Source organism: Mesorhizobium sp. (assembly GCF_004962245.1).
Taxonomy (GTDB): domain Bacteria; phylum Pseudomonadota; class Alphaproteobacteria; order Rhizobiales; family Rhizobiaceae; genus Mesorhizobium.
Genome location: NZ_SUHQ01000017.1, coordinates 68,873 through 89,965, shown reverse-complemented (window position 1 = coordinate 89,965; position 21,093 = coordinate 68,873). Strand labels below are relative to the sequence as shown.

Genomic DNA, 21,093 nt, shown 5'->3' with positions numbered 1-21,093 from the left:
CCAGGTCCGACACGCTGTTTCTACCGCCAGCCGGGCTGGACCCACCTGAAAACGCAGAAACGGCTGGAGTGGCGGTTGCGACTTGTCGCAGATCAAAGATGGAGCTTCGCTTGGCAGATAGGATGACCACCAAGGCTCAGTGCGAATTGTAGGCGTGGTGACACTTGATTTGGCACGACGATTATCTCGGCTGACGTCGCAAAACGAGTGAAGGCGTAGGAGTGGCCGGACGCTTGTCCTGCCTGAACTGACCTGAGGTTCAACATGCAAAGAAATCAAACCTCGGGTGTGGCTACCTTGATCCGCAGGCCTGCAATTTTGTACCCGCTGGTCGCGGTCATAGTTATTTTGACCGGCTTTGGAGGGTATGCCCTCTACAACCAGCGTCCAGTCGCCGTCGAGATTGTGGCGGAGGAACACGATGTCCCCGTCCGCGTCTTCGGGCTTGGCACTGTCGAGGCGCGCATCCGCTCCGATATCGGCTTTGAGGTTGGCGCCACCCTGGTGCAGCTCAACGCTGACGAGGGTGATCGCGTCCAACAGGGCGACCTGCTTGCAAGCCTGACGCTGGGAGAGCAACAGGCAAAGTTGGAGAAGGCCAAGGCTGCCCTGCTCGTTGCCGAAGCTACCGTCGAAAAGGCGAATGCCAACCTCGGAAAGACGCGAGCCATCCTAGCGCAGAAGAAGGACGCGAATGCTCGCAAACAGTCGCTTGCCGGGCAGAGTGTGGTGTCTCGGCAGTCAGCCGAGGAGGCGCTTATGGACGAGGCCGTCGCTGAAGCCGACGTCGCGGTAGCTTCGAGCGAAATCAAGGTCGCGCAAGCGCAGCTTGCCGATGCGGGAGCGCAATTGCGGTTCGAGGAAACCATGCTGCGCCACCGTAAGGTGGTAGCGCCCTACGACGCCATAGTCATTGACCGTCACAAGGAGATTGGCACCGTGGTGAAAGCCGGTGATCCGATCTTCACGCTGATAGCTGCCGACACCTACTGGGGCCTTGCCCATGTCGACGAAGCGCGCGCAGGGTTCATCGAGGAAGGCCAGCGCGTGGACGCGCGGCTGCGTTCGCGTCCGCAGGACGCATTCACGGGACGCGTGGTCCGTATCGGGCTTGAAAGCGACAGGGTAACCGAGGAACGGCGCGTCTTCATCAAGGGCGATAATCCACCGCCACGGGTCTATCTCGGGGAGCAGGTCGAGTTCTGGATCACGGTTGCGACAATCGACGCGGCACTGCTGGTGCCTGAGGCGGCCGTACAAGGTTTCGACGGCAGGCAGGGCTCGGTCTGGACGGTCGAATCCAGCCGTCTGCGATCCCGCGTTGTCAGCTTCGGCCATCGGACTGAGGATGCACGACTGGAAATCGTCGATGGACTTCCCCACGGCGCCAGCGTCGTCGCGCGGATCGTAAGTGGCTTTCGCGAAGGTCGTTCTGCGCGCGTGGTGGAGGCAGTCGGGAATTGAACCTCGCTTATCGCGATATCCGCCACGGTCTGGGCCGGTTCCTTCTTACCTGTGTCGGGCTCGGCCTCCTGCTCGGCGTGGTTCTCGCAATGATTGGCATATACAGGGGACTTGTTGTCGAGGCACTCACCATCGCACGCGCGCCAGGCATCGATCTGTGGGTGGTCGAGGCGAACACACGCGGTCCGTTCGCCGAGGCCTCCCGTATACCAGCCGACACACGCGAGGCGATCGCCCGAATTGCCGGCGTTGCCGCCGCCGGCAGCATCACCTACCAGACCGTCGAAGCCGAATACCAAGAACGAAAGCTAAGGCTCTACGTCATCGGCTATGAGCCGACGCGTCCGGGCGGTCCACCCGAGATCGAGGAAGGACATGCGATCGCTCGCAGCCATTTCGAGATGGTCGCCGATCGCTCTTCAGGGCTTGTCCCGAAAGACCGCGTTCGTCTCGGACGTGACACCTTCACCGTCGTCGGATCGACCCGCCAACAAGTCAGTTCCGGCGGAGATCCGGCAGTCTACATAACCCTGCAGGATGCGCAGAAACTTCAGTTCGACCTTGCCCCGCCCGCAACCCGCGTACAACTGGCGCGCGGCACAGGAAGCACGGGCCGCGACACCGTCAACGCGGTCGTGGCCCGCCTCCACCCCAACGCTTCGCCCGATGCCGTGGCCGAGACAGTACGCAGGTGGAAACATCTGGCGGCTGTGACGCAGGAGGCCCAGGAACTGATCCTGACACGCTCACTCGTCGATCGGGCGCGCAGGCAGATCGGTCTCTTCACATCGCTTCTGCTCACCGTCTCCGCAGTCATCATAGCGCTCATTATTTACACGATGACGATGGAGAAGCTCAAGCAAATCGCTACGCTGAAGCTGATCGGGGCGCCGGATCGAACGATCATCGGCATGATCGTGCAGCAGGCGCTGGCCCTCGGTTCGATCGGGTTTGCAATCGGCGCCACGCTCATCGCCAGCATCAAAGACTATTTCCCCCGTCGCGTGGTCCTCGAGCCCGACAACGTCTTGGCGCTAGGCGCGATCGTCATCGTCGTCTGCCTGCTGGCCAGCGCGCTCGGCGTTCGCGCAGCCCTCAGGATTGACCCCGCCACGGCCCTCGGAGGTTAGCGTGTCGGACAAGAAAGCAAACCAGCCCCCACTCGTCCGGCTCAGGGACCTGTCGAAGCACTTCGGCGAGGCGGAAACACGCGTCGATGCGTTGCGCAATGTATCACTCGACGTCCGAGCAGGCGAAGTCATTGCCCTGCTCGGACCCTCGGGATCCGGCAAGACCACCCTGCTTAATATCATCGGCTGCATCCTCGATCCGTCCTCGGGCTCGATGGAGCTCGACGGCGAAGTGGTGTTGACGGATGGCCGCTGGGTTCGACCAAATCTGAGGCGGCTGCGGCTCGACAAGATCGGATTCATCTTCCAGTTCCACAATCTGATGCCCTTCCTCGACGCGACCGATAACGTCGCCCTGGTCCTGCAACTGGCGGGAACCGACCCGCGCGAGGCCAGGCGTAGGGCGCTGGAGCTGCTCGACTATCTCGAGGTCGGGAACCGTCGGAGTTCAATGCCGGCACAACTTTCGGGCGGAGAGGCGCAGCGTGTGGCGATCGCGCGGGCCCTCGCCAACCAACCGCGCATCATCCTGGCGGATGAGCCGACAGCGGCGCTCGATTCGAAACGGGCTGGCATCGTCATGGATCTCCTGCGCAAAGTGGCCGTTGAACGCGATGCCGCGATCATAGCCGTCACCCACGACGAGAAGATCTTCGATCGCTTCGACAGAATATTCAACCTGCGCGACGGAAGGCTCGAATCCATGTCCAGCAACGGAATGAAATCCATCATGGTGGGACCGGGGGATGTCGGCGAGCGAATTTGACCTGTGTCCGGTGCGCCACTGGTTGCTGTAGTTTGCACGAGACTGCGATATCGCAGCACGGCGTCCGGAACAATGTTTGACCTCTGACGGCTCGAGGCTCGGCACCGCTCCCTGGTGAAGGATATCGTCGACGACAAACGGGCGCCTGATCTGGTGGCGGCGGTATTGCGGCACGGTAGGCTGCCCGTGGCGGGGCCAGCTTCGTGTTGAAGACATGCTAGCGCACGGCACGGAACAAGTTTGTCGGACTCGTCGACCGCGGTTTCCTGAATCTGACGCTCCGAAGGCACCAGTGCAGATCCCTTTCCGCTCGATATCAGGGAACGGCAGTTTCCGAATCTCTTCGTCGATGCCCAAGTCAATGTCTCCGAACCGCCCTCGCTGTCTTTCAGGTGAGTGGAAATTTTTAGGAAGTTGGGAAGAATTGGAACTCGGGGGCTAGGAGTGGGTGGAAGGGACATATCCAGACTTTTGGCGGCGCCGGGTCGATGCCTCGCTCGACAATCGCCGGGGATCGCGACGCCATCTGGTCACTGGCTGGCTTGGCCTCCCATCGGCGCGCAAGTTGGCATTGGTATGGTGCCCCCGGGGTCATAGATGGCGCGGGCAACGACGACACTCAGGCCGCAGTCACCTTGTCGTTGATCCCGCAGCCCATTCCGACCGGTACCAGTCGACAAACTTCTTCAGTCCATCTTCCGTCGAAACGCTCGGCTTGAAGCCGAAATCCCGCTCCAACGCGGTCATGTCCGCATAGGTCCGCTCGACGTCGCTGCTCTGCATCGGCTCGCTTTGGCGGATGGCCTTTACACCGAGCAGTTTTTCCAGAGTGTCGATGAAGTCGGCCAGCCGCACCGGCCGGTTATTGCCGACATTGTAGATCCTGCTGGGCGGAACGTCGGCCGTGGGCGGCTTGTCGAGCACGGCAACGACCGCCCGCACCACATCGTCCACGTAAGTGAAATCCCGCCACATCTCGCCATCGTTGAACACCCGGATCGGCTTGCCTTCGAGCATCGCCTTGGTGAATATCCAATAGGCCATGTCGGGCCGGCCCCAGGGACCGTAGACGGTGAAAAACCGCAAGCCCGTCAGCGGCACGCCAAAGAGATGGGCGTAGGTATGGCTCATCAGTTCATCGGCTTTTTTGGTGGCAGCGTAGAGCGAGACGGGCCTGTCGACCTGATCGGTCTCGCTGAACGGAACCTTGCGATTGCCGCCATAGACCGAACTCGACGAGGCATAGACTAGATGCTCGAATGCGGGCTGCGCGCGACAGAATTCGAGCACTTCGAGATGACCGACGACATTGGAACGGACGTAGAGCCTAGGATTGTCGAGCGAATGGCGCACGCCCGCCTGGGCGGCGAGGTGGACAATCCGGGTTATGTCTTGCCCTGCCAGTGCCGTAGCGAGCGCGCCCTGTTCGGCGATGTCGATCTGATGGAACGAAAAATCCTTGCGGGGCTGAAGGCGGGCGAGCCGCCCCTTTTTCAGCGCCAGGTCGTAATAGTCGTTCATATTGTCGACGCCGACGACCGCTTCCCCTCTGTTCAAGAGGTGATGACAAACATGGCTGCCAATGAACCCCGCGGCTCCGGTGACGAGTACAGGCAACAAGGTTCTCCATGCATATAGCCAGTTTGGTCATCCGATTGGACGGAGCCGACCATTCCGTTCGTGCTATAGCCGAAAGCCCCAACAGGCGCTACCGACAAGCTGTGCGGTCAACGCGTCAGCTCGCCTCGCGCATGGCCTCGGCCGCCTGCAGGTCGACCGAGACGAGTTGGCTGACGCCCTGTTCGGCCATGGTCACCCCGAACAGCCGGTTCATGCGGGCCATGGTGATCGGGTTGTGCGTGATGATGACGAAGCGCGTCTCGGTGGTGGCGGCCATTTCGTCCATCAGATTGCAGAAACGCTCGACGTTGTGGTCGTCGAGCGGCGCGTCGACTTCATCGAGCACGCAGATCGGCGCCGGATTGGTCAGGAATACGGCGAAGATCAACGACATCGCCGTCAACGCCTGCTCACCGCCGGAAAGCAGCGTCATGGTCTGCGGCTTCTTGCCCGGCGGCCGCGCAAGGATTTCGAGACCGGCCTCGAGCGGGTCGTCGGACTCGATCAGTTGCAGTTCCGCCGTGCCGCCACCGAACAGATGCGAAAACAGCCGCTGGAAATGGCCATTGACCACGTCGAAGGCAGCCAGCAGCCGTTCGCGGCCTTCACGGTTCAGGCTCTGGATTGCCTGCCGCAGCTTGCGGATGGCCTCGATGATGTCCTCACGTTCGGAAACGATGGTCTCCAGCCGGTCCGACAGTTCCTTCTGTTCTTCCTCAGCGCGCAGATTGACGGCGCCAAGCCGTTCACGCTCGATCTTCAGCCGGTCGAGCTGACGCTCGATCTCGGCCATTTCCGGCATCGGGCTGTCGGCCTCCAGGCCGGTATGGCGGATAACCAGATGCGGCGGCGTGTTCAACGTCTCCTGGATGCGCGCCTCGACCTCCAGCCGTCGCTCATCGGCAGCGGTCAGCCGCTCTTCGGCGCGGACACGGGATTCGCGCGCTTCGGCCAGCGACTGGATCGCTGATGTCGCGGCCTTGTCCAGTTCGGACTGCCGGTTCTCCGCCTCCTGCAAACGATCGCCGGCTGCATGGCGCAGGCTTTCGGCCTCGGCAAGCTGCGACAGCAAGGCGCGCCGCTTGGCGTCGATCTCGTCGGGTGCGTCGGCCAGCCTTTCGCGCTCGGCCTCGGCTTCCGCCTTGCGTTCACCAAGTGCGGCGATCTGCGTCGAGGCGTTTTCGGCGCGCTCCAGCCAGTTGCGGCGTTCCGCGCCGATGGCGTCGAGGCGGCGCATACGCGCCTCGGCTTCGCGCTTCAAACCTTCATGGACGGCGCGTGCATCGGCAAGCGTGGCGCGGTCGCGAGCGACGTTGGCGGCCGATTGTTCGAGCTGCAACTGCAGATCGCCGAGATCGGGAGCGCTTTGCAGCAGCATCTCCGCCTCGACGAAAGCCGCCGCCGTCTCTTCATGGCTGTCGACGATGCGCGCGCGCGCCTCGTCAAGTGCTGCGCGTCGGCTCGACAGCTCACCGCCGGCCTTCTCGGCCTCGGCCAGTGCGTTGCGGGCGGCGTCCAGCCCATGCTGGGCATCACGGCCGGCCTGACGGGCGTAGCGCTCGGCCTCACTCGCCTGGGCAAGCGCCTGCTCGGCATGGGCAAGAGCCTCTTCGGCATGGCGCAGGATGCGGGTCGCATGGACCGCCTCGGCGTCGAGCTCAGCCAGCCGGTTTTTCTGCGCCAGTCGCTGCGCGGCCGCGGTCGGCGCGTCGGCGCTGGCGGTGAATCCGTCCCAACGCCAGAGCGCCCCTTCGCGGCTGACCAGCCGCTGCCCGGGAGCAAGCAGCGCCTGCAGCCGCTTTCCGTCGCCGGCCTCGACGATGCCAATCTGCGCCAATCGGCGGGCCAGTTGCGCCGGCGCGCGGACCACACTGGCAAGGCTCTTGATACCTTCGGGCAGCGCGTCGTCGCCAGGCTGGACCTCGCTCTGGCCCCAATGCACCGGTGCGCTGCGATCGAGCGGCACGTCGAGATCCTCTCCAAGGGCCGCGCCCAGCGCCGTCTCGTAGCCGCGCTCGACGCTGATCTGCTCCAGGACGGAGGGGAACAGGTTGCCGCTTGCGGCATTCAGGATCTTGGCCAGCGTGCGGGCCTCGGTTTCGATCCGCGCCAGTTCGGCCTTTGCATCCTGAACCGGCGGGCGGGCATCGCTTTCCGCCGCACGCGCCTCGGCGACAGCCTGTTCGCCGGCAATGGCGGCGGCTTCGGTCTCCTCCAGCAGCGCCAGGGCCTGTTCGACCAGAAGCCGCTTCTCGGCGGGATCGGGCAGGCCCGCGACCCTGGAAGCGATGTCGGACAATTCCCGATCGACATCGGCGAGTTGGCGAGCGAAACGGTCGCGGCGCTCGGCGGTGTCGCGCAGCGTTCGTTCGATCTGATTGCGGGAGGCGGCGGCCTCCGCCCGTTCGGCCGTCAGCCCGGCGAGTTTGGCTTCACTCGCTGCAAGCGTCGACGCAGCCTGTTCGAAAGCCGCGCGGGTGCTGGCCTCGCGCTCACCGGCGCCGGCATTCTCGGTATTGAGGGCGGCTTCTTCTGTAGCGAGGCGTTCGAGGATATCCGCATTGTCGCGGACCATCCGCTCCTCACGGGCGATGTCGCCGTCGAGTTGCTGGAGCCGGCGGCCGAGTTCGTCCTGACGGGCGCGGATGCGGCCTGCTTCTTCTTCGATCTGCGTCTTGGCGATCGACAGGCGCTGGAAAGCGGCAGCGGCGGCCGCTTCCGCATCGCGCAGGTCAGGCAATCGGTGGGCACCGATCCCCTGCTCCTTGGCGGCGGCCATCTGGGCGGCGGCGCGCTCGCCGACCAGTGCCGTGGCAATCGCCAGCGCCGAGCGCGCCTCGCCTTCCTGCGTCTTGGCCAGCGTCCAGCGCAGATGCAGCAGCGTCGCTTCGGCCTTGCGGATATCGGCCGACAGGTTCTTGAACCGCGACGCCTGGCGGGCCTGACGCTTCAGGCTTTCGATCTGGCTTTCCAATTCGCCGACGACGTCGTCCAGCCGTTCCAGATTCTGTTCGGCCGCCTTCAGCCGGAGCTCGGCCTCGTGGCGGCGGGTGTGCAGACCCGAAATTCCGGCCGCCTCTTCCAGCAGCGCGCGGCGTGCCTGCGGCTTTGCCTGGATCAGCTCGCCGATGCGGCCTTGCCCGACCATCGAGGGCGAGCGCGCGCCGGTCGACTGGTCGGCGAAAAGCAGCTGCACGTCCTTGGCGCGGGCTTCCTTGCCGTTGATGCGGTAGAGCGAACCCGCCTCGCGCTCGATGCGGCGCGAAACCTGCAACTCGTCCGCATCGTTGAAGGCGGAGGGCGCGGTACGGTCGCTGTTGTCGAGGAAAAGCGTGACTTCGGCGGTGTTGCGGGCCGGACGCGTTCCCGAACCGGAGAAGATGACGTCGTCCATGCCGGACGCACGCATGTTCTTGTATGAGCTTTCGCCCATCACCCAGCGCAGCGCTTCGACAAGGTTCGACTTGCCGCAGCCGTTAGGCCCGACAATGCCGGTCAGGCCGCGTTCGATGACGAATTCGCCGGGTTCCACGAAGGACTTGAAACCGAGCAGGCGGAGGCGCGAGAACTTCATTCGCGCTGCCCCATAGACGGGTTTCGCAAGAACCCGAGGCACAACAAAAAGCCGCGCGCGCCGAAGCGCGGCCGCTTCGGCGCTGCCGAAACGTCAGAGCAGAGGGTCGATGATGGCCGACATTTCTGCAATCGACAGCGCCCCCTTGTAGGTCTTTCCGTTGATAAAGAAGGTCGGCGTCGAGTCGACCTTGAATTCATCGGCGCCGCGCTTCTGGACCGATCTCACATCGTCCAGAAGTTTCTGGTCCGTCAAGCAGGCCTCGAAGGACTCCTGTGTAAAACCGGCCATCTTGGAGATTTGCAGCAGGGCGTCCTTGACATTGCCACCACCCGCCCAGTTCGCCTGCTGCTTGAACAGAACGTCCACCATCGGGAAATAATTGTCCTTGGAGCAGCGCGCCAGCATGAAACCGGCCTCGGCGCTGGGGTCGAACGGAAATTCGCGCAGGATAAGGCGAGCCTTGCCGGTGTCGATATATTTCGTCTTCAGCTCCGGGAGTGTGGTTTCGTGGAAATGCGCGCAATGGGGACAGGTCATCGAGGCATATTCGACGATGGTGACCTTCGCGTCGTCCTTGCCCAGTTGCGCGTCGGGCAGTGCGCCGGGCTTCAGCAATGCCGCCATATCCACCGTGCCCTGAGCTTCTGGCGCCTTGGCGGCGGCCGGAGCAGCCGGGGTGGCCGGCTTAGCCGGATCGGCGGGGGCCGCAGGCTCGGCATCCTGCGCCACGGGTTTTTCGCCCGAGTCGCTGCATGCGGCGAGCAGAACCACCGCCGGAATGGCCGCCAGCGAAGACAGGAGGTTTCTGCGGGACAAGCTTTTGCCAAACGGGGGACGGTTCATACGAATCACCTGACAATGGTTGGATTTTGCAATGCAAAGGCTAGAAAAGGCGAGAGTTGGCGCGAATTAAGGCATCGCCGTCCCCATTCCAATCGCCAAACCTTGTGGACGCGATCACGAAAGCGCGAGTTTGTCACTTCTTTTGGCCGAGAATTGTGGCGCCGAGCCGCTCCAGCGAAGCGCGCAGCCCGTCATCCTCGATCAGTCCGACAGTGCCCGACAGTTTTGCTTTCTCAGCCACGGTCAGCGGTCGCAAGCTTGGTTTAGGCCGCCTCTTGTCCGCTGTCACCGGCTTTTGCACGATTCTGATCCGGCCGATAGCGTTGAAGCCGAGAAAGGCGTTGACCCGGTTGATGATCTCGCCGGTCTCGTGCTGCAGATGGAGCGCAGCCATGCCCTCGCAGGCGATGACCAGCACCGCCGGCTCGAACGGATCGTCTTCATGCATGCGGCGCGGCCACTGGATCTTTTCAGGGCGCGAGCAGCCGGCGAGCCGCGGCCCGGCAATCTCCTCCCATGACTGGACGAGCCCGATCGACATGCCGGCCCGCTTGCGCAACACCGGATCGAGGATCTCGGTTGCGAGATCGCTCACCGGAACGGGATTGCCGAAGGGCCTTTTCCCTGCCATGTGCGTTCTCCAGTCGACCTTCACCACTTCATCGGTTAGGCCAGTCCTCGATCAATGGCACTGCACGACCAGACCCGCAAGACTGCATCCGGAGATCGCGGCGAGATCGCGGCGCGCCTGCTTGTCTGGTACGACGCGCACCACCGAGACTTGCCGTGGCGCATCGCACCGCGCGAGCTGGCACGCGGCGTGCGGCCCGATCCCTACCGCGTCTGGCTTTCGGAAGTCATGCTGCAGCAGACCACGGTCGAAGCGGTAAAATCCTATTTCCGGGCCTTTGTCCAGAAATGGCCCGATATCAATGCGCTGGCCGCGGCACAGACCGAGGATGTCATGAAGGCCTGGGCCGGGCTCGGCTATTATTCCCGCGCGCGCAATCTCAAGGCCTGCGCCGATCTCGTCGCACGGCAAGGCGGCAGTTTTCCCGATACGCAAGCGGGTCTGAGAGCGCTGCCCGGCATCGGCGCCTACACGGCGGCGGCGATCGCGGCGATCGCCTTCGACGAGCCCGCCGCGGTCGTCGACGGCAATGTCGAACGGGTCGTCTCCCGGCTATTTTCGATCGCCACGCCGCTGAGCGAAGCCAAGGGCGACATCCGCGCCTATGTCGAGCGCATGGTTCCAGGGACCAGACCGGGCGATTTCGCCCAGGCGATGATGGATCTGGGCGCGACGATCTGCACGCCACGCCGGCCGCGCTGCATGCTGTGCCCGCTGCGCGAGGATTGCAGCGCAACTGTTTCCGGCGATCCCGAGCATTTCCCGGTCCGCCTGCCGAAGGGCGAGAAACCATTGCGGCGCGGGGCTGCCTTCGTTGCGTTGAGGGCTGACGGCGCCATCCTTTTGCGCAAGCGCGCGGACAAAGGCCTGCTCGGCGGCATGACCGAGGTGCCGACATCCGGCTGGACCGCGCGGGTCGACGGCGCCACCACCGACGCGGCGGCACCCTTCCCCGGCGACTGGCGACTTGCCGGGCGGATTGGCCATGTGTTCACCCATTTCGCGCTCGAACTCGACGTCTTCAAAACAATGACCGATGGCGCCGCGCCCGTGGGGCATTTCTGGTCGCTGGCCCAAGAAATTTCCGGCGAAGCGCTGCCCACTGTCATGAAAAAGGTAATCGAAGCGGCGATACCGGGTGCGACGAAGAAACAGCGTGCACATTGAATCACTCACATTGAATCGCCCCGCGTTGAATTGCATTGAACGAGGACAAGAATGACAGAAATCCGCCACATCGTTTTCGACATCGGCAGGGTGCTGATCCGCTACGATCCAAGCTTACCCTTCAGCCGGTTGATCCCCGACGCGGAAGAGCGGAAATGGTTCTTCGACAATGTCTGCACGCATGACTGGAACATCGAGCAGGATCGAGGCCGGACCTGGGAAGAGGCCGAGGCGCTGGCAATCGCACAGCACCCCCATCACGCGGAGAACATCCGCAATTTCCGTCGCTACTGGCACGAGATGGTGCCCCACGCCTATGACGACAGCGTCGCCATCATGATCGGCCTGATCGAGAGCGGCCACGACGTCACCATGCTGACCAATTTCGCCACCGACACGTTTGCCGAAGCCCGGCAGCGTTTCGACTTTCTCAACCGTCCGCGCGGAGTGACCATTTCGGGCGAGGTCGGCATGATCAAGCCGGATCGCGGCATCTACGACTATCACGTCGCCGCATTCGGCCTCGAGCCCGCGGCCACGCTGTTCATCGACGACAGCCCGAAGAATGTCGACGGTGCCAAGGCGGCCGGCTGGCAGGCCGTGCTGTTCATCGATGCAAAGACGCTTGGAGCGGACCTCGATCGCCTGGGGATCAGAGCGTGATTTGAATCACTTCGACAGGCTGATTGATAATTCGCTTTAACACGGCAGATACGTAAGATCCGTTCGTCAGGCCCCTGCCCGCTCCATGCCGAGGCGGGCGATGCGGCGAAGCTCGTCGATCGGGGTCAGGCCGCCGCTGCGCTCATAGTGCCAGAAGGTCCAGCCGTTGCAGGCGTCCAGCCCCTGCAATTGCGCGCCGATCTTGTGGATCGACCCGGCACTGTCGCCGATCGCCACCGTGCCGTCGGCGCGCACCTTGGCGGCCCAGCGCTTCTTGGCGTCATAGAGCGTGGCGCCCGGGGCCATCAGCCCGGTGTCTATGAGGCTGACGAAGGCGACGCGCGGCTCGGCGCGCTTGCCGGTAAGCACGGTTAGATCAGCGCCGTCCAGCGGCCGCACTGCATCGATGCGCTCGTTGGCGGCGTCGATATAGACCTGCTCACGCTCGATGCCGACGAAATGGCGGCCGAGACGCTTGGCCACCGCGCCAGTGGTGCCGGAGCCAAAGAAGGGATCAAGAACGATATCGCCGGGCTTCGTCGAGGCCATCATGATGCGGGCGAGCAGCGCTTCGGGCTTCTGCGTCGGATGCAGCTTGTCGCCATTTTCATTCTTCAGGCGCTCGCTGCCGGTGCAGATCGGAAACAGCCAGTCGGAACGCATCTGTATGTCGTCGTTCGACGCCTTCAGCGATTCGTAGTTGAAGGTGTAGGCCTTGCCTTTTTGGTCGCGCGAGGCCCAGATCATCGTCTCATGGGCGTTCTGGAAGCGGCGGCCGCGGAAATTCGGCATTGGATTGGTCTTGCGCCACACGACATCGTTGAGGATCCAGAACCCCAGATCCTGCATCTTGGCGCCGACCCTGAAAATGTTGTGGTAGGAGCCGATGACCCAGATGGTGCCGTTGGGCTTCAGCACGCGGCGCGCCGCCAGTAGCCAGGCGCGGGTGAAGGCGTCGTAGACCTCAAAGCTCGCGAACTGGTCCCAATCGTCGTCGACGGCATCGACCTTGGACTGGTCGGGCCGGTGCAGATCGCCGTCGAGCTGCAGATTGTAGGGCGGATCGGCAAAGATCACGTCGACGGATTTTTCGGGTAGCCGGTCGAGCGCGGCGACACAGTCGCCCTTCAGGATCGTATCCAGCCATTCGGATTGCTGGGGAGCATGGGAAAGCTCGTCGAGAAGACGCACGGCAGACATTGTGACACCCAAAGCACGCGTTACTGTTTACTCCCTGTTATGGTTACCGATCAGCGTAAATATTCGGTGAAGGATGAGAATTCTGACCTTAGGTAATTTGCGAAGGCCGGCCTGTTGGTGTATGCCGCGCCGCCTGAGTATCTCAGCCTCCCTCCCGTTTTCCGGATTGCCATGCCCCAACCAGACCTTGTCATCTTCGATTGCGACGGCGTGCTCGTCGATTCCGAAATCATCGCCGCGCGCATCGAAGCCGAGCTTTTGACGTTGGCCGGCTACGAGATATCGGCCGAGGAGATTGCCGAAACCTATGCCGGGCTGACGTTCAAGGACATCATGATGCGGGTCGAAGAGAAGTCTCGCATCCCGTTCCAGGCTTCGCTGATCGATCGAGCCGAAGACCTGGTCGACCGCAAGCTGCGCAGCGACGTGCGCGCCGTCGAGGGGGTGCGCGAGGCGGTCGCCGCCGTGACGGCACCGCGCTGCGTCTGCTCGAATTCGCGCACCGAGCGGATCGAGTTCATGCTGGAGAAGGTGCATCTGCTGCCGTTTTTCGCCGGCCATATTTTTTCGGCGCTGGAAACACCGAGCGGAAAATCCAAGCCGGCGCCCGACGTGTTTCTCTTTGCCGCGGAAAAGCTCAAGGCCGACCCGGCGAATACTTTCGTCATCGAAGATTCCGTCCATGGCGTGACCGGCGCCAGGACAGCCGGCATGCGTGTGATCGGCTTCACGGGAGGGGCGCACAGCTATCCCGGGCAGGCCGACGCGCTGACCGAGGCCGGCGCCGAAACGGTCATCCGCCGTTGGGCGGAACTGAAAAGCGTGATCGCGGCCCTGTCGGAATGGTCGGCGGATGCGTGAGGAGCGCGTCCAACTCGACGCTCTCCTCCAATGCGGCCTCTTATTGCGCGGCGGCAATCTTCTTGTCGGTCTTCTTCGGCGGGCCTTCGTCATAGCCGGCGAACGCCTGATAGTCCTGCGCGGTTGGCTCGGGAACGACAACATTCGAATCGGTGAAGACGAACTGGGTGGCACTCGAGGGATCAGTGACCTGGACCTGATATTTGTGAAGCTGCGAGTAAAGGACCTCGGTGCCACGCATCACGGCGACACGGATCGGCATGGTGATGGTGCCCGGGCTGAACATCGGTCCCGGAACGACCTTGCCGGCGACGGCGATCGTCATCGTCAGCGAGCCATTCGCACGGTTGCAGTCGCGGGTCACATCGGTGATCGATGCCTGGTAGATGACCTTCGCGGAATCGTCCTCCTGGTCGATGCTTGGGTCAAGTGCAGCAGCTTCGGCGTCCTGAGCCGCAGCTTTTTTCTTGGGCTTCTGGCTGCCCTTGGCGTAGGTGTTGAAGAAGGCGGTGCCGTCGCGCAGCGTCACTTTCGGACAATAGGCCAGCAATTGGCTGGCGAGGACCTTGGGATCGCGCGGTGGCGGCGGCGTCGTGTCTTTCTTTCCAAAGCCGAGGATGCCATTGCCGCCTGATTGGCAGCCGGCGGCGGCAAGCATAAAGCCGGTGAGCGCCAGACCCGCGATAAAACGACCATTGAATGATTGAAACGCCATGAACTGCACTTCCCTCTCGCAAAGCGGGTGACGTATATCAACCGCGCGGCAAAAATGCGACTGAGCAAGCGCGGAAATTAACCACTTTGCCGCGGACGAAACCGCCCGGCAGCAATGGACATGTGACGATGCGATATGTGAGTACCCGCGGGGAAGCGCCCGTGCTTGGATTTTCCGACGCGGTGCTGGCGGGACTGGCGCGCGATGGCGGGCTTTATGTGCCTGATAGCTGGCCGCAGTTTTCGGCGGCCGAGATCCGCGCCATGCGCGGCCTTACCTATCCCGAGCTCGCCATCCGCGTGCTGTCGCCGTTTCTCGGCGGCGAGATCGCGATGCCGGTCGTCGAACGCCTGGTGCGCGAAGCCTATGCGACCTTTCGTCACGAAGCCGTCTGCCCGCTGGTGCAGACCGGGTCGAACATTTTCGTCCTGGAGCTCTTCCACGGCCCGACGCTTGCCTTCAAGGACGTGGCCATGCAGCTTCTTGCCCGGCTGATGGACCATGTTCTTGCCGAACGCGACCAGCGCGCCACCATCGTCGGCGCCACGTCCGGCGACACAGGCGGGGCCGCTATCGATGCCTTTGCCGGGCGCAACCGCACCGACATCTTCGTTCTTTTCCCGCACGGCCGGGTCTCGCCGGTGCAGCAACGGCAGATGACGACATCCACCGCCGCAAACGTCCATGCACTGGCGGTCGAGGGCAATTTCGACGATTGCCAGGGCCTGGTGAAGGACATGTTCAACGATCACGGTTTTCGCGACCGGGTGTCGCTGTCCGGGGTCAATTCGATCAACTGGGCCCGCATCATGGCCCAGATCGTCTATTATTTCTCATCGGCGCTGTCGCTCGGCGCGCCCGACCGGCCGGTTTCCTTCACGGTGCCGACCGGCAATTTCGGCGACATCTTCGCCGGCTACGCCGCCAAGAAGATGGGGCTGCCGATCGAGCGGCTGATCATCGCGACCAATGACAACGACATCCTGGCGCGCACGCTGTCGAGCGGCGAGTACCGCACGAAGGACGTCTTTTCGACCACGTCGCCATCGATGGACATCCAGGTCTCGTCGAATTTCGAGCGCTTGCTGTTCGAGGCGGCCGGCCGCGACGCCTCGACGGTGCGACGCTACATGAGCGGCCTCAAGCAGTCCGGCGCCTTCACCATCGAAGCGGACGAGATCGCCAGGATCCGCTCCGAATTCGATGCTGGCCGTTCGACCATGGACGAAGTGGCCGCCACGATCCACTCGACGCTCGCAGCCAGCGACTATCTGCTCGACCCGCACACGGCCGCAGCCATGCATGTTGCAGTCGCGAAGACCACCAAAGCCGTGCCCATGGTGGTGCTGGGCACCGCCCATCCGGCAAAGTTCCCGGCCGCCGTCGAAGCCGCCAGCGGCGTGTCGCCTGCCCTGCCCGCATGGCTAGGCGGGTTGATGAGCGCCGAGGAAAAATACACGGTACTTCCATCCGACCTGAAAATGGTGGAAGATTATGTTAGCCGTCACACGCGGGCGGCAAGTTAGGGAGTATTTGCTATATGGGTGTTGAGGTAAGCCGTCTGTCGAACGGCCTGACAGTCGCCACCGAAACCCTTCCAAGCCTCGAATCCGTCGCTCTTGGCGCCTGGGTCAAATCAGGAGCCCGCAACGAGCGTAACGAAGAGCACGGAATGGCCCACCTGCTTGAACATATGGCGTTCAAGGGAACCAGAAGGCGCAGCGCCTTCGAGATCGCCTCGGAAATCGAGGATGTCGGCGGCGAGATCAATGCCGCCACCAGTGTCGAGACCACCTCCTATTATGCCCGGGTGCTGAGCGACGACGTGCCCCTGGCCGTCGATATCCTCTCCGACATCCTGCAGGAATCCGAGTTCGACCCGCAGGAACTGGAACGCGAGCAGCATGTGATCCTGCAGGAGATCGGCGCCGCGCACGATACGCCCGACGACGTCGTCTTCGACCGCTTCACCGAGACAGCCTTCCGCCACCAGACGATCGGCCGTTCCATCCTCGGCACGCCGGAGACCGTCAAATCCTTCACCTCGAAGCAATTGCACAAGTTCATCGAACGGCAGTACGGCGCCGAGCGTATGGTGGTCGTCGCCGCCGGCGACATCAAGCATGACAATTTCGTGCGCGAGGTCGAGAAGCATCTCGGCGGTTTCCGCAGCAAGTCCGACAACACGATGCCACAATATGCGCAATATATCGGCGGCGATTTCCGCGAGGACCGCGATCTGATGGACGCGCAGATCGTGCTGGGGTTCGAGGGCCGCGCCTATCATGTACGCGACTTCTACGCCTCGCAGGTTCTGTCGATGATCCTTGGCGGCGGCATGTCGTCACGTCTTTTCCAGGAGGTCCGCGAAAAGCGCGGGCTTTGCTATTCGGTCTATGCCTTCCACTGGGGATTTTCCGACACCGGTATATTCGGCGTCCATGCCGCGACCGGGCAGAGCGACATCGCCGAATTGGTGCCGGTGGTCATCGAGGAGTTGCAGAAGGCCGGAGAGAGCATCCTGCAGGAGGAACTAGACCGGGCACGCGCCCAGTACCGTGCAGGCCTGATCATGTCCGCTGAAAGCCCGGCCAGCCGCGCCTCGCAGATCGCCAGGCAAATGCTTCTGTTCGGCCGGCCGATCGCCAAGGAAGAGCTGATGGAACGGCTTGCGGCGCTAACGGTGGAGCGGCTGACGGACCTGTCGTCGCGGCTGTTTTCGACCACGCCCACGCTGACTGCCGTCGGACCGGTGGGTACGCTGGCTCCCTACGAGGCGATCCTCGAGTCGCTTTCGGGCACGCAGACCACGGCCCGAAAGCTCGCCGTCTAAGTCCATCAAAGCGTCATGTTCGCGCTCCCTTTTTTCCGCCGCGACCTGCCGGCACTGAAGGGCGACCAGGTCACGCTGCGCGTGCCGCTGACCAACGACTATCGCGAATGGTCGGCGCTGCGCGGGGAAAGCCGCGCCTTCCTGGAGCCGTGGGAGCCGCGCTGGAACCCCGACGAACTCGAGCGCACAGCCTGGCGGCATCGCCTCAGCCGCTACCGCGAAGATTACGCGCAGGGAACGGCCATAGCCTTCTTCATCTTCGAGAAAAGCAGCGGCAAGCTTGTCGGTGGAATCACCCTCGGCAACATCCGCCATGGCGTCGCGCAAAGCGGCCATATCGGCTACTGGATCGGCGAGTGCTACAGCGGCCGCGGCCTGATGACCGACGCGGTCAAGGTGGTGGTGCGCTTCGCCTTCGATGCGCTGAGGTTGCACCGGATCGAAGCTGCCTGTATTCCCGACAACGCCCGGTCGATCCGTGTGCTTGAAAAAGCCGGATTCCGGCGCGAAGGACTTCTGCGATCCTATCTCAGGATCAACGGCATCTGGCAGGACCATTACCTCTACGCCCGGATCGAGGACGATCCGCCGGGCGCGGGAACGAAGGACTGATTTTTGACGAATTTCCTGCGAATCGGGTCGCTGTTCGCCTTTGTCCTGACGGCAATCGTTACGCTTTGCGTGGCGTCCTCGGCCTTCGCCGTCGAACCGATCAAGATCGCTCGCGACGACGTGGCGCTCGACCTTTCAGGCGCCGTCGAAATCTACCGCAACCAGGGTGAGAACTTCCAGGTGTCGACCGCACCGGGACCGGACGGCATCGTGCGGCGCATCGAGGTCGAGGCCAATGATGCGCGCTCGACCGGCGACTGGGCGGTGTTCGCGCTTGCCAACACCACCGACCAGCAGCTCGACAGGCTGATCGTCGCACCGCATTTCCGGCTGGTGAATTCCGGCATCTTCTGGCCGGATCTCGGTTCGACCCGCATTGCTGCGATCACGCCCAGCGAGGGCTTCGCGCTCGACCGCCGGACCAGCCCTGACGCCGATGTGTTCCGTGTGACGCTGAATCCCGGAACGGTGGTCACCTTCATTGCCGAACTTGCCTCGCCCAAACTGCCGCAGGTTTATCTATGGGATCCGGAATCCTACAAGGATTCGGTCAACTCCTACACGTTGTTTCGCGGCATCGTCATCGGCATCGCCGGCCTTCTGGCGCTGTTCCTGACCATCCTTTTCGTCGTCAAGGGGACCTCGATGTTCCCCGCAACCGCAGCACTCGCCTGGGCCGTGCTCGCCTATATCTGCATCGATTTCGGCTTTCTCAACAAGGTCCTGGAAATATCGCCCGGCAACGAGCAGATCTGGCGAGCCGGAACGGAGGTGGCGCTTGCGGCGACATTCGTGGTGTTCCTGTTCGCCTATCTCAACCTCAACCGATGGCATGGCCATTTCAGCTACGGCGCGCTGGTCTGGATACTGGGGCTGGTGCTGATCGCAGGCGTTGCAATCGTCGATCCGGCGGTCGCCGCAGGCATCGCCAGGCTGTCCTTCGCCGCCACCGTGCTGACCGGACTTGGCCTGATCGTCTTCCTGGGTATACGCGGCTACGACCGTGCCATCATGCTCGTGCCCAGTTGGGTGATGGTGCTGTTATGGCTATGCGGGTCATGGATGGCGGTCACCGGCATGCTCGACAACGACATCGCCCAGCCGGCGCTGGGCGGCGGGCTGATCCTCATCATCCTGTTGATAGGTTTCACCGTCATGCAGCACGCCTTTGCTGGCGGCGTGCTGCATCAGGGCCTGTTCTCCGATCTCGAACGGCAGGCGCTGGCCGTCGCCGGATCGGGCGACACAGTGTGGGACTGGGACGTGATGCGCGACCGCGTCGTCACCAAGCCGGATGTCAGCATCCAGCTGGGCCTTGCGCCCGACAGTCTGGGCGGGGCTGCCCGCAACTGGCTGCCGGTACTGCACGCCGACGATCGCGACACGTTCCGTACCACGCTCGACGTGGTGCTCGAACACCGGCGCGGCCGGGTGTCGCAGAACTTCCGCCTGCGCGGCGCCGACGGGCACTATCACTGGTTTTCGCTGCGCGCCCGGCCGGTGATCGGATCGGACGGCGAGGTCATCCGCTGCGTCGGCACCATGGTCGACGTGACCGAGCAGAAGAAGTCCGAGGACAGGCTTCTGCACGATGCCGTGCATGACAATCTGACTGGCCTGCCGAACCGGGAATTGCTGATGAACCGGCTGGAGGCGATCATCTCGATCGCGCGCACAGAAGAGAAGGTGCGTCCGACCGTCTTCGTCATCGATATCGACCGCTTCAAGCAGGTCAATGACGGGCTCGGCATCTCGGCCGGCGACACCATCCTGCTCACCATTGCGCGCCGGCTGCACCGGCTGCTCAAGCCAAAGGATTCGCTGTCGCGCTTTGCCGGCGACCAGTTCGCGCTGATGCTGCTTTCCGAACAGGATCCGGCCCGCATCGCGGCCGTTGCCGACGCCATCAAGCATGCGATCAACAAGCCGATCACCTTCGCCAAGCGTGAGATCATGCTGACCGCCTCGATCGGGCTGGTCACCTGGACCTCGGCGCAGAGTTCGGCCGAGGACATGGTCAAGGATGCCGAGCTTGCCATGCACCAGGCCAAGCGTTTCGGCGGCGACAGGATCGAGCCCTTCCGGCCCGCCTTCCGCACTGTCGGGACCGACCGGCTGCAGTTCGAGTCCGACCTGCGCCGCGCCATCGAACGGCGCGAATTCACACTCGCCTACCAGCCTATCGTGCGGCTGGAAGACGGCAGCGTTGCCGGCTTCGAGGCGCTTTTGCGATGGGACCATCCGCGCCGCGGCATGATCCCGCCGGGCGATTTCATCCCGGTCGCCGAGAGCTGCGGCCTGATCGTGCAGCTTGGCCTGTTCGCCATGCAACAGGCCGCCGAAGATCTGGCGGGATGGCAAAAGCAGATCGGAGACGCGCCGCTGTCGGTTTCGGTCAACCTGTCCAGCCGCCAGCTCATCCGTCGCGATCTGGTCAGCGACGTCCGCTCGGTGATCGCGCGGGCCAATCTGAAGCCGCGCTGCTTCCGGCTCGAACTCACCGAATCGCTGGTGATGGACAATCCCGAGCAGACAGCCCATGTGCTGACCAAACTGAAGAAGCTTGGTATCGGCCTGTCGCTGGACGATTTCGGCACCGGCTACTCATCGCTGGCCTACCTGACGCGCTTCCCCTTCGACACGATCAAGATCGACAAGAGCTTCGTCGACGACGCGACACCAAAGCGCGCGGTGCTGCTCAGATCCATGGTCAACATGGCGCATGAACTCGGCCTTTCAGTCGTGGCCGAAGGCATTTCGGACGAAAGCGACGCGCTCGAACTGCGCCAGATGGGCTGCGAATATGTGCAGAGCTTTATGTTCGGCGCGCCGATGCCCGGCGATCAGGTGCTGAAGACGTTGAAGGAACAGTATCCGCTGACTCGGGCCTGATTTCGTACCTTTCGTTGTCCCAAGAACTTTTGAGCATCCTCGGTTCAAGACCGAGGGCTTGCTTTGGGTGACGTGCACTCAGCGCCGCGCGTCTTTTCGGACGCTCAAAAGGACGCTGT

The 21,093-nt window shown here is 63.0% G+C and carries 16 protein-coding genes; 10 read left to right on the top strand and 6 right to left on the bottom strand.

Features of this window, described 5'->3' with window-relative positions; all coding sequences use genetic code 11:
• The first annotated feature begins 348 nt into the window (after positions 1 to 348).
• Genes E5X88_RS19165 through E5X88_RS19155 form a run of 3 tightly spaced genes read left to right on the top strand, consistent with a single transcriptional unit; the run spans position 349 to position 3,360 of the window.
• The gene (locus E5X88_RS19165; RefSeq protein WP_292163986.1) at positions 349 to 1,464 is read left to right on the top strand and encodes an efflux RND transporter periplasmic adaptor subunit; all 1,116 of its coding nucleotides are present in this window, start codon (positions 349 to 351) and stop codon (positions 1,462 to 1,464) included.
• Positions 1,461 to 2,594, top strand: coding sequence for an ABC transporter permease (locus E5X88_RS19160; RefSeq protein ID WP_292163985.1), 1,134 nt, complete (start codon positions 1,461 to 1,463; stop codon positions 2,592 to 2,594). The genes E5X88_RS19165 and E5X88_RS19160 overlap by 4 nt, the downstream gene beginning before the upstream one ends.
• A gap of 1 nt (position 2,595) precedes the next feature.
• Positions 2,596 to 3,360, top strand: coding sequence for an ABC transporter ATP-binding protein (locus E5X88_RS19155; RefSeq protein ID WP_292163983.1), 765 nt, complete (start codon positions 2,596 to 2,598; stop codon positions 3,358 to 3,360).
• A gap of 630 nt (positions 3,361 to 3,990) precedes the next feature.
• Here E5X88_RS19155 and E5X88_RS19150 read toward each other — a convergent pair.
• The 4 genes from E5X88_RS19150 to E5X88_RS19135 all read right to left on the bottom strand — a co-directional run bounded on the left by E5X88_RS19150 (position 3,991) and on the right by E5X88_RS19135 (position 10,031).
• A complete protein-coding gene (locus E5X88_RS19150; protein ID WP_292163981.1) occupies positions 3,991 to 4,977 on the bottom strand; it encodes an NAD-dependent epimerase/dehydratase family protein in 987 nt (328 codons plus the stop codon).
• Between the two features lie 118 nt (positions 4,978 to 5,095).
• Complete coding sequence (gene smc / locus E5X88_RS19145) at positions 5,096 to 8,554, bottom strand: chromosome segregation protein SMC (RefSeq protein WP_292163980.1); 3,459 nt, start codon at positions 8,552 to 8,554, stop codon at positions 5,096 to 5,098.
• A 93-nt stretch (positions 8,555 to 8,647) separates the two neighbouring features.
• The gene (locus tag E5X88_RS19140) at positions 8,648 to 9,400 is read right to left on the bottom strand and encodes a DsbA family protein (RefSeq protein WP_292163977.1); all 753 of its coding nucleotides are present in this window, start codon (positions 9,398 to 9,400) and stop codon (positions 8,648 to 8,650) included.
• Between the two features lie 133 nt (positions 9,401 to 9,533).
• The gene (locus E5X88_RS19135) at positions 9,534 to 10,031 is read right to left on the bottom strand and encodes a DUF721 domain-containing protein (protein ID WP_292163975.1); all 498 of its coding nucleotides are present in this window, start codon (positions 10,029 to 10,031) and stop codon (positions 9,534 to 9,536) included.
• A 54-nt stretch (positions 10,032 to 10,085) separates the two neighbouring features.
• Between E5X88_RS19135 and mutY the strand changes: the two genes are divergently transcribed.
• Positions 10,086 to 11,198 carry an A/G-specific adenine glycosylase gene (gene mutY, locus E5X88_RS19130; protein WP_292163973.1) on the top strand — a complete coding sequence of 371 codons (1,113 nt, stop codon included), beginning with the start codon at positions 10,086 to 10,088 and terminating at the stop codon, positions 11,196 to 11,198.
• Positions 11,199 to 11,249: 51 nt separating this feature from the next.
• Entirely contained in the window at positions 11,250 to 11,861 is a 612-nt protein-coding gene (locus E5X88_RS19125) for an HAD family phosphatase (protein ID WP_292163971.1), read from the top strand.
• A gap of 66 nt (positions 11,862 to 11,927) precedes the next feature.
• Here E5X88_RS19125 and E5X88_RS19120 read toward each other — a convergent pair whose 3' ends face one another.
• Positions 11,928 to 13,061, bottom strand: coding sequence for a site-specific DNA-methyltransferase (locus E5X88_RS19120; protein WP_292163969.1), 1,134 nt, complete (start codon positions 13,059 to 13,061; stop codon positions 11,928 to 11,930).
• A 171-nt stretch (positions 13,062 to 13,232) separates the two neighbouring features.
• On the opposite strand from E5X88_RS19120, the gene E5X88_RS19115 reads away from it, so the two are divergent.
• Positions 13,233 to 13,922 (top strand): HAD family phosphatase, encoded by a 690-nt coding sequence (locus E5X88_RS19115; protein WP_292163967.1) that lies wholly within the window; start codon positions 13,233 to 13,235, stop codon positions 13,920 to 13,922.
• Positions 13,923 to 13,962: 40 nt separating this feature from the next.
• Here E5X88_RS19115 and E5X88_RS19110 read toward each other — a convergent pair whose 3' ends face one another.
• Positions 13,963 to 14,637 carry a hypothetical protein gene (locus tag E5X88_RS19110; protein WP_292163965.1) on the bottom strand — a complete coding sequence of 225 codons (675 nt, stop codon included), beginning with the start codon at positions 14,635 to 14,637 and terminating at the stop codon, positions 13,963 to 13,965.
• A gap of 128 nt (positions 14,638 to 14,765) precedes the next feature.
• On the opposite strand from E5X88_RS19110, the gene thrC reads away from it, so the two are divergent.
• From thrC to E5X88_RS19090, 4 genes are read left to right on the top strand one after another with little or no spacing between them, the layout of a single operon-like run.
• Positions 14,766 to 16,163 (top strand): threonine synthase, encoded by a 1,398-nt coding sequence (gene thrC / locus E5X88_RS19105; protein ID WP_292163964.1) that lies wholly within the window; start codon positions 14,766 to 14,768, stop codon positions 16,161 to 16,163.
• Positions 16,164 to 16,177: 14 nt separating this feature from the next.
• The gene (locus E5X88_RS19100) at positions 16,178 to 17,470 is read left to right on the top strand and encodes a pitrilysin family protein (RefSeq protein WP_292163962.1); all 1,293 of its coding nucleotides are present in this window, start codon (positions 16,178 to 16,180) and stop codon (positions 17,468 to 17,470) included.
• A gap of 15 nt (positions 17,471 to 17,485) precedes the next feature.
• Positions 17,486 to 18,082, top strand: coding sequence for a GNAT family protein (locus E5X88_RS19095; RefSeq protein ID WP_292163960.1), 597 nt, complete (start codon positions 17,486 to 17,488; stop codon positions 18,080 to 18,082).
• A gap of 3 nt (positions 18,083 to 18,085) precedes the next feature.
• On the top strand, positions 18,086 to 20,974 hold the full coding sequence (locus tag E5X88_RS19090; RefSeq protein WP_292163959.1) for an EAL domain-containing protein: 2,889 nt from the start codon (positions 18,086 to 18,088) through the stop codon (positions 20,972 to 20,974).
• The last annotated feature ends 119 nt before the right edge of the window (positions 20,975 to 21,093 follow it).

Excerpts from the sequence above, each read along its gene's own strand:
- smc (WP_292163980.1), bottom strand. The coding sequence starts at position 8,554 with ATGAAGTTCTCGCGCCTCCGCCTGCTCGGTTTCAAGTCCTTCGTGGAA.
- E5X88_RS19140 (WP_292163977.1), bottom strand. The coding sequence starts at position 9,400 with ATGAACCGTCCCCCGTTTGGCAAAAGCTTGTCCCGCAGAAACCTCCTG.
- E5X88_RS19135 (WP_292163975.1), bottom strand. The coding sequence starts at position 10,031 with ATGGCAGGGAAAAGGCCCTTCGGCAATCCCGTTCCGGTGAGCGATCTC.
- mutY (WP_292163973.1), top strand. The coding sequence starts at position 10,086 with ATGGCACTGCACGACCAGACCCGCAAGACTGCATCCGGAGATCGCGGC.
- E5X88_RS19125 (WP_292163971.1), top strand. The coding sequence starts at position 11,250 with ATGACAGAAATCCGCCACATCGTTTTCGACATCGGCAGGGTGCTGATC.
- E5X88_RS19120 (WP_292163969.1), bottom strand. The coding sequence starts at position 13,061 with ATGTCTGCCGTGCGTCTTCTCGACGAGCTTTCCCATGCTCCCCAGCAA.
- E5X88_RS19115 (WP_292163967.1), top strand. The coding sequence starts at position 13,233 with ATGCCCCAACCAGACCTTGTCATCTTCGATTGCGACGGCGTGCTCGTC.
- E5X88_RS19110 (WP_292163965.1), bottom strand. The coding sequence starts at position 14,637 with ATGGCGTTTCAATCATTCAATGGTCGTTTTATCGCGGGTCTGGCGCTC.
- thrC (WP_292163964.1), top strand. The coding sequence starts at position 14,766 with ATGCGATATGTGAGTACCCGCGGGGAAGCGCCCGTGCTTGGATTTTCC.
- E5X88_RS19100 (WP_292163962.1), top strand. The coding sequence starts at position 16,178 with ATGGGTGTTGAGGTAAGCCGTCTGTCGAACGGCCTGACAGTCGCCACC.
- E5X88_RS19095 (WP_292163960.1), top strand. The coding sequence starts at position 17,486 with ATGTTCGCGCTCCCTTTTTTCCGCCGCGACCTGCCGGCACTGAAGGGC.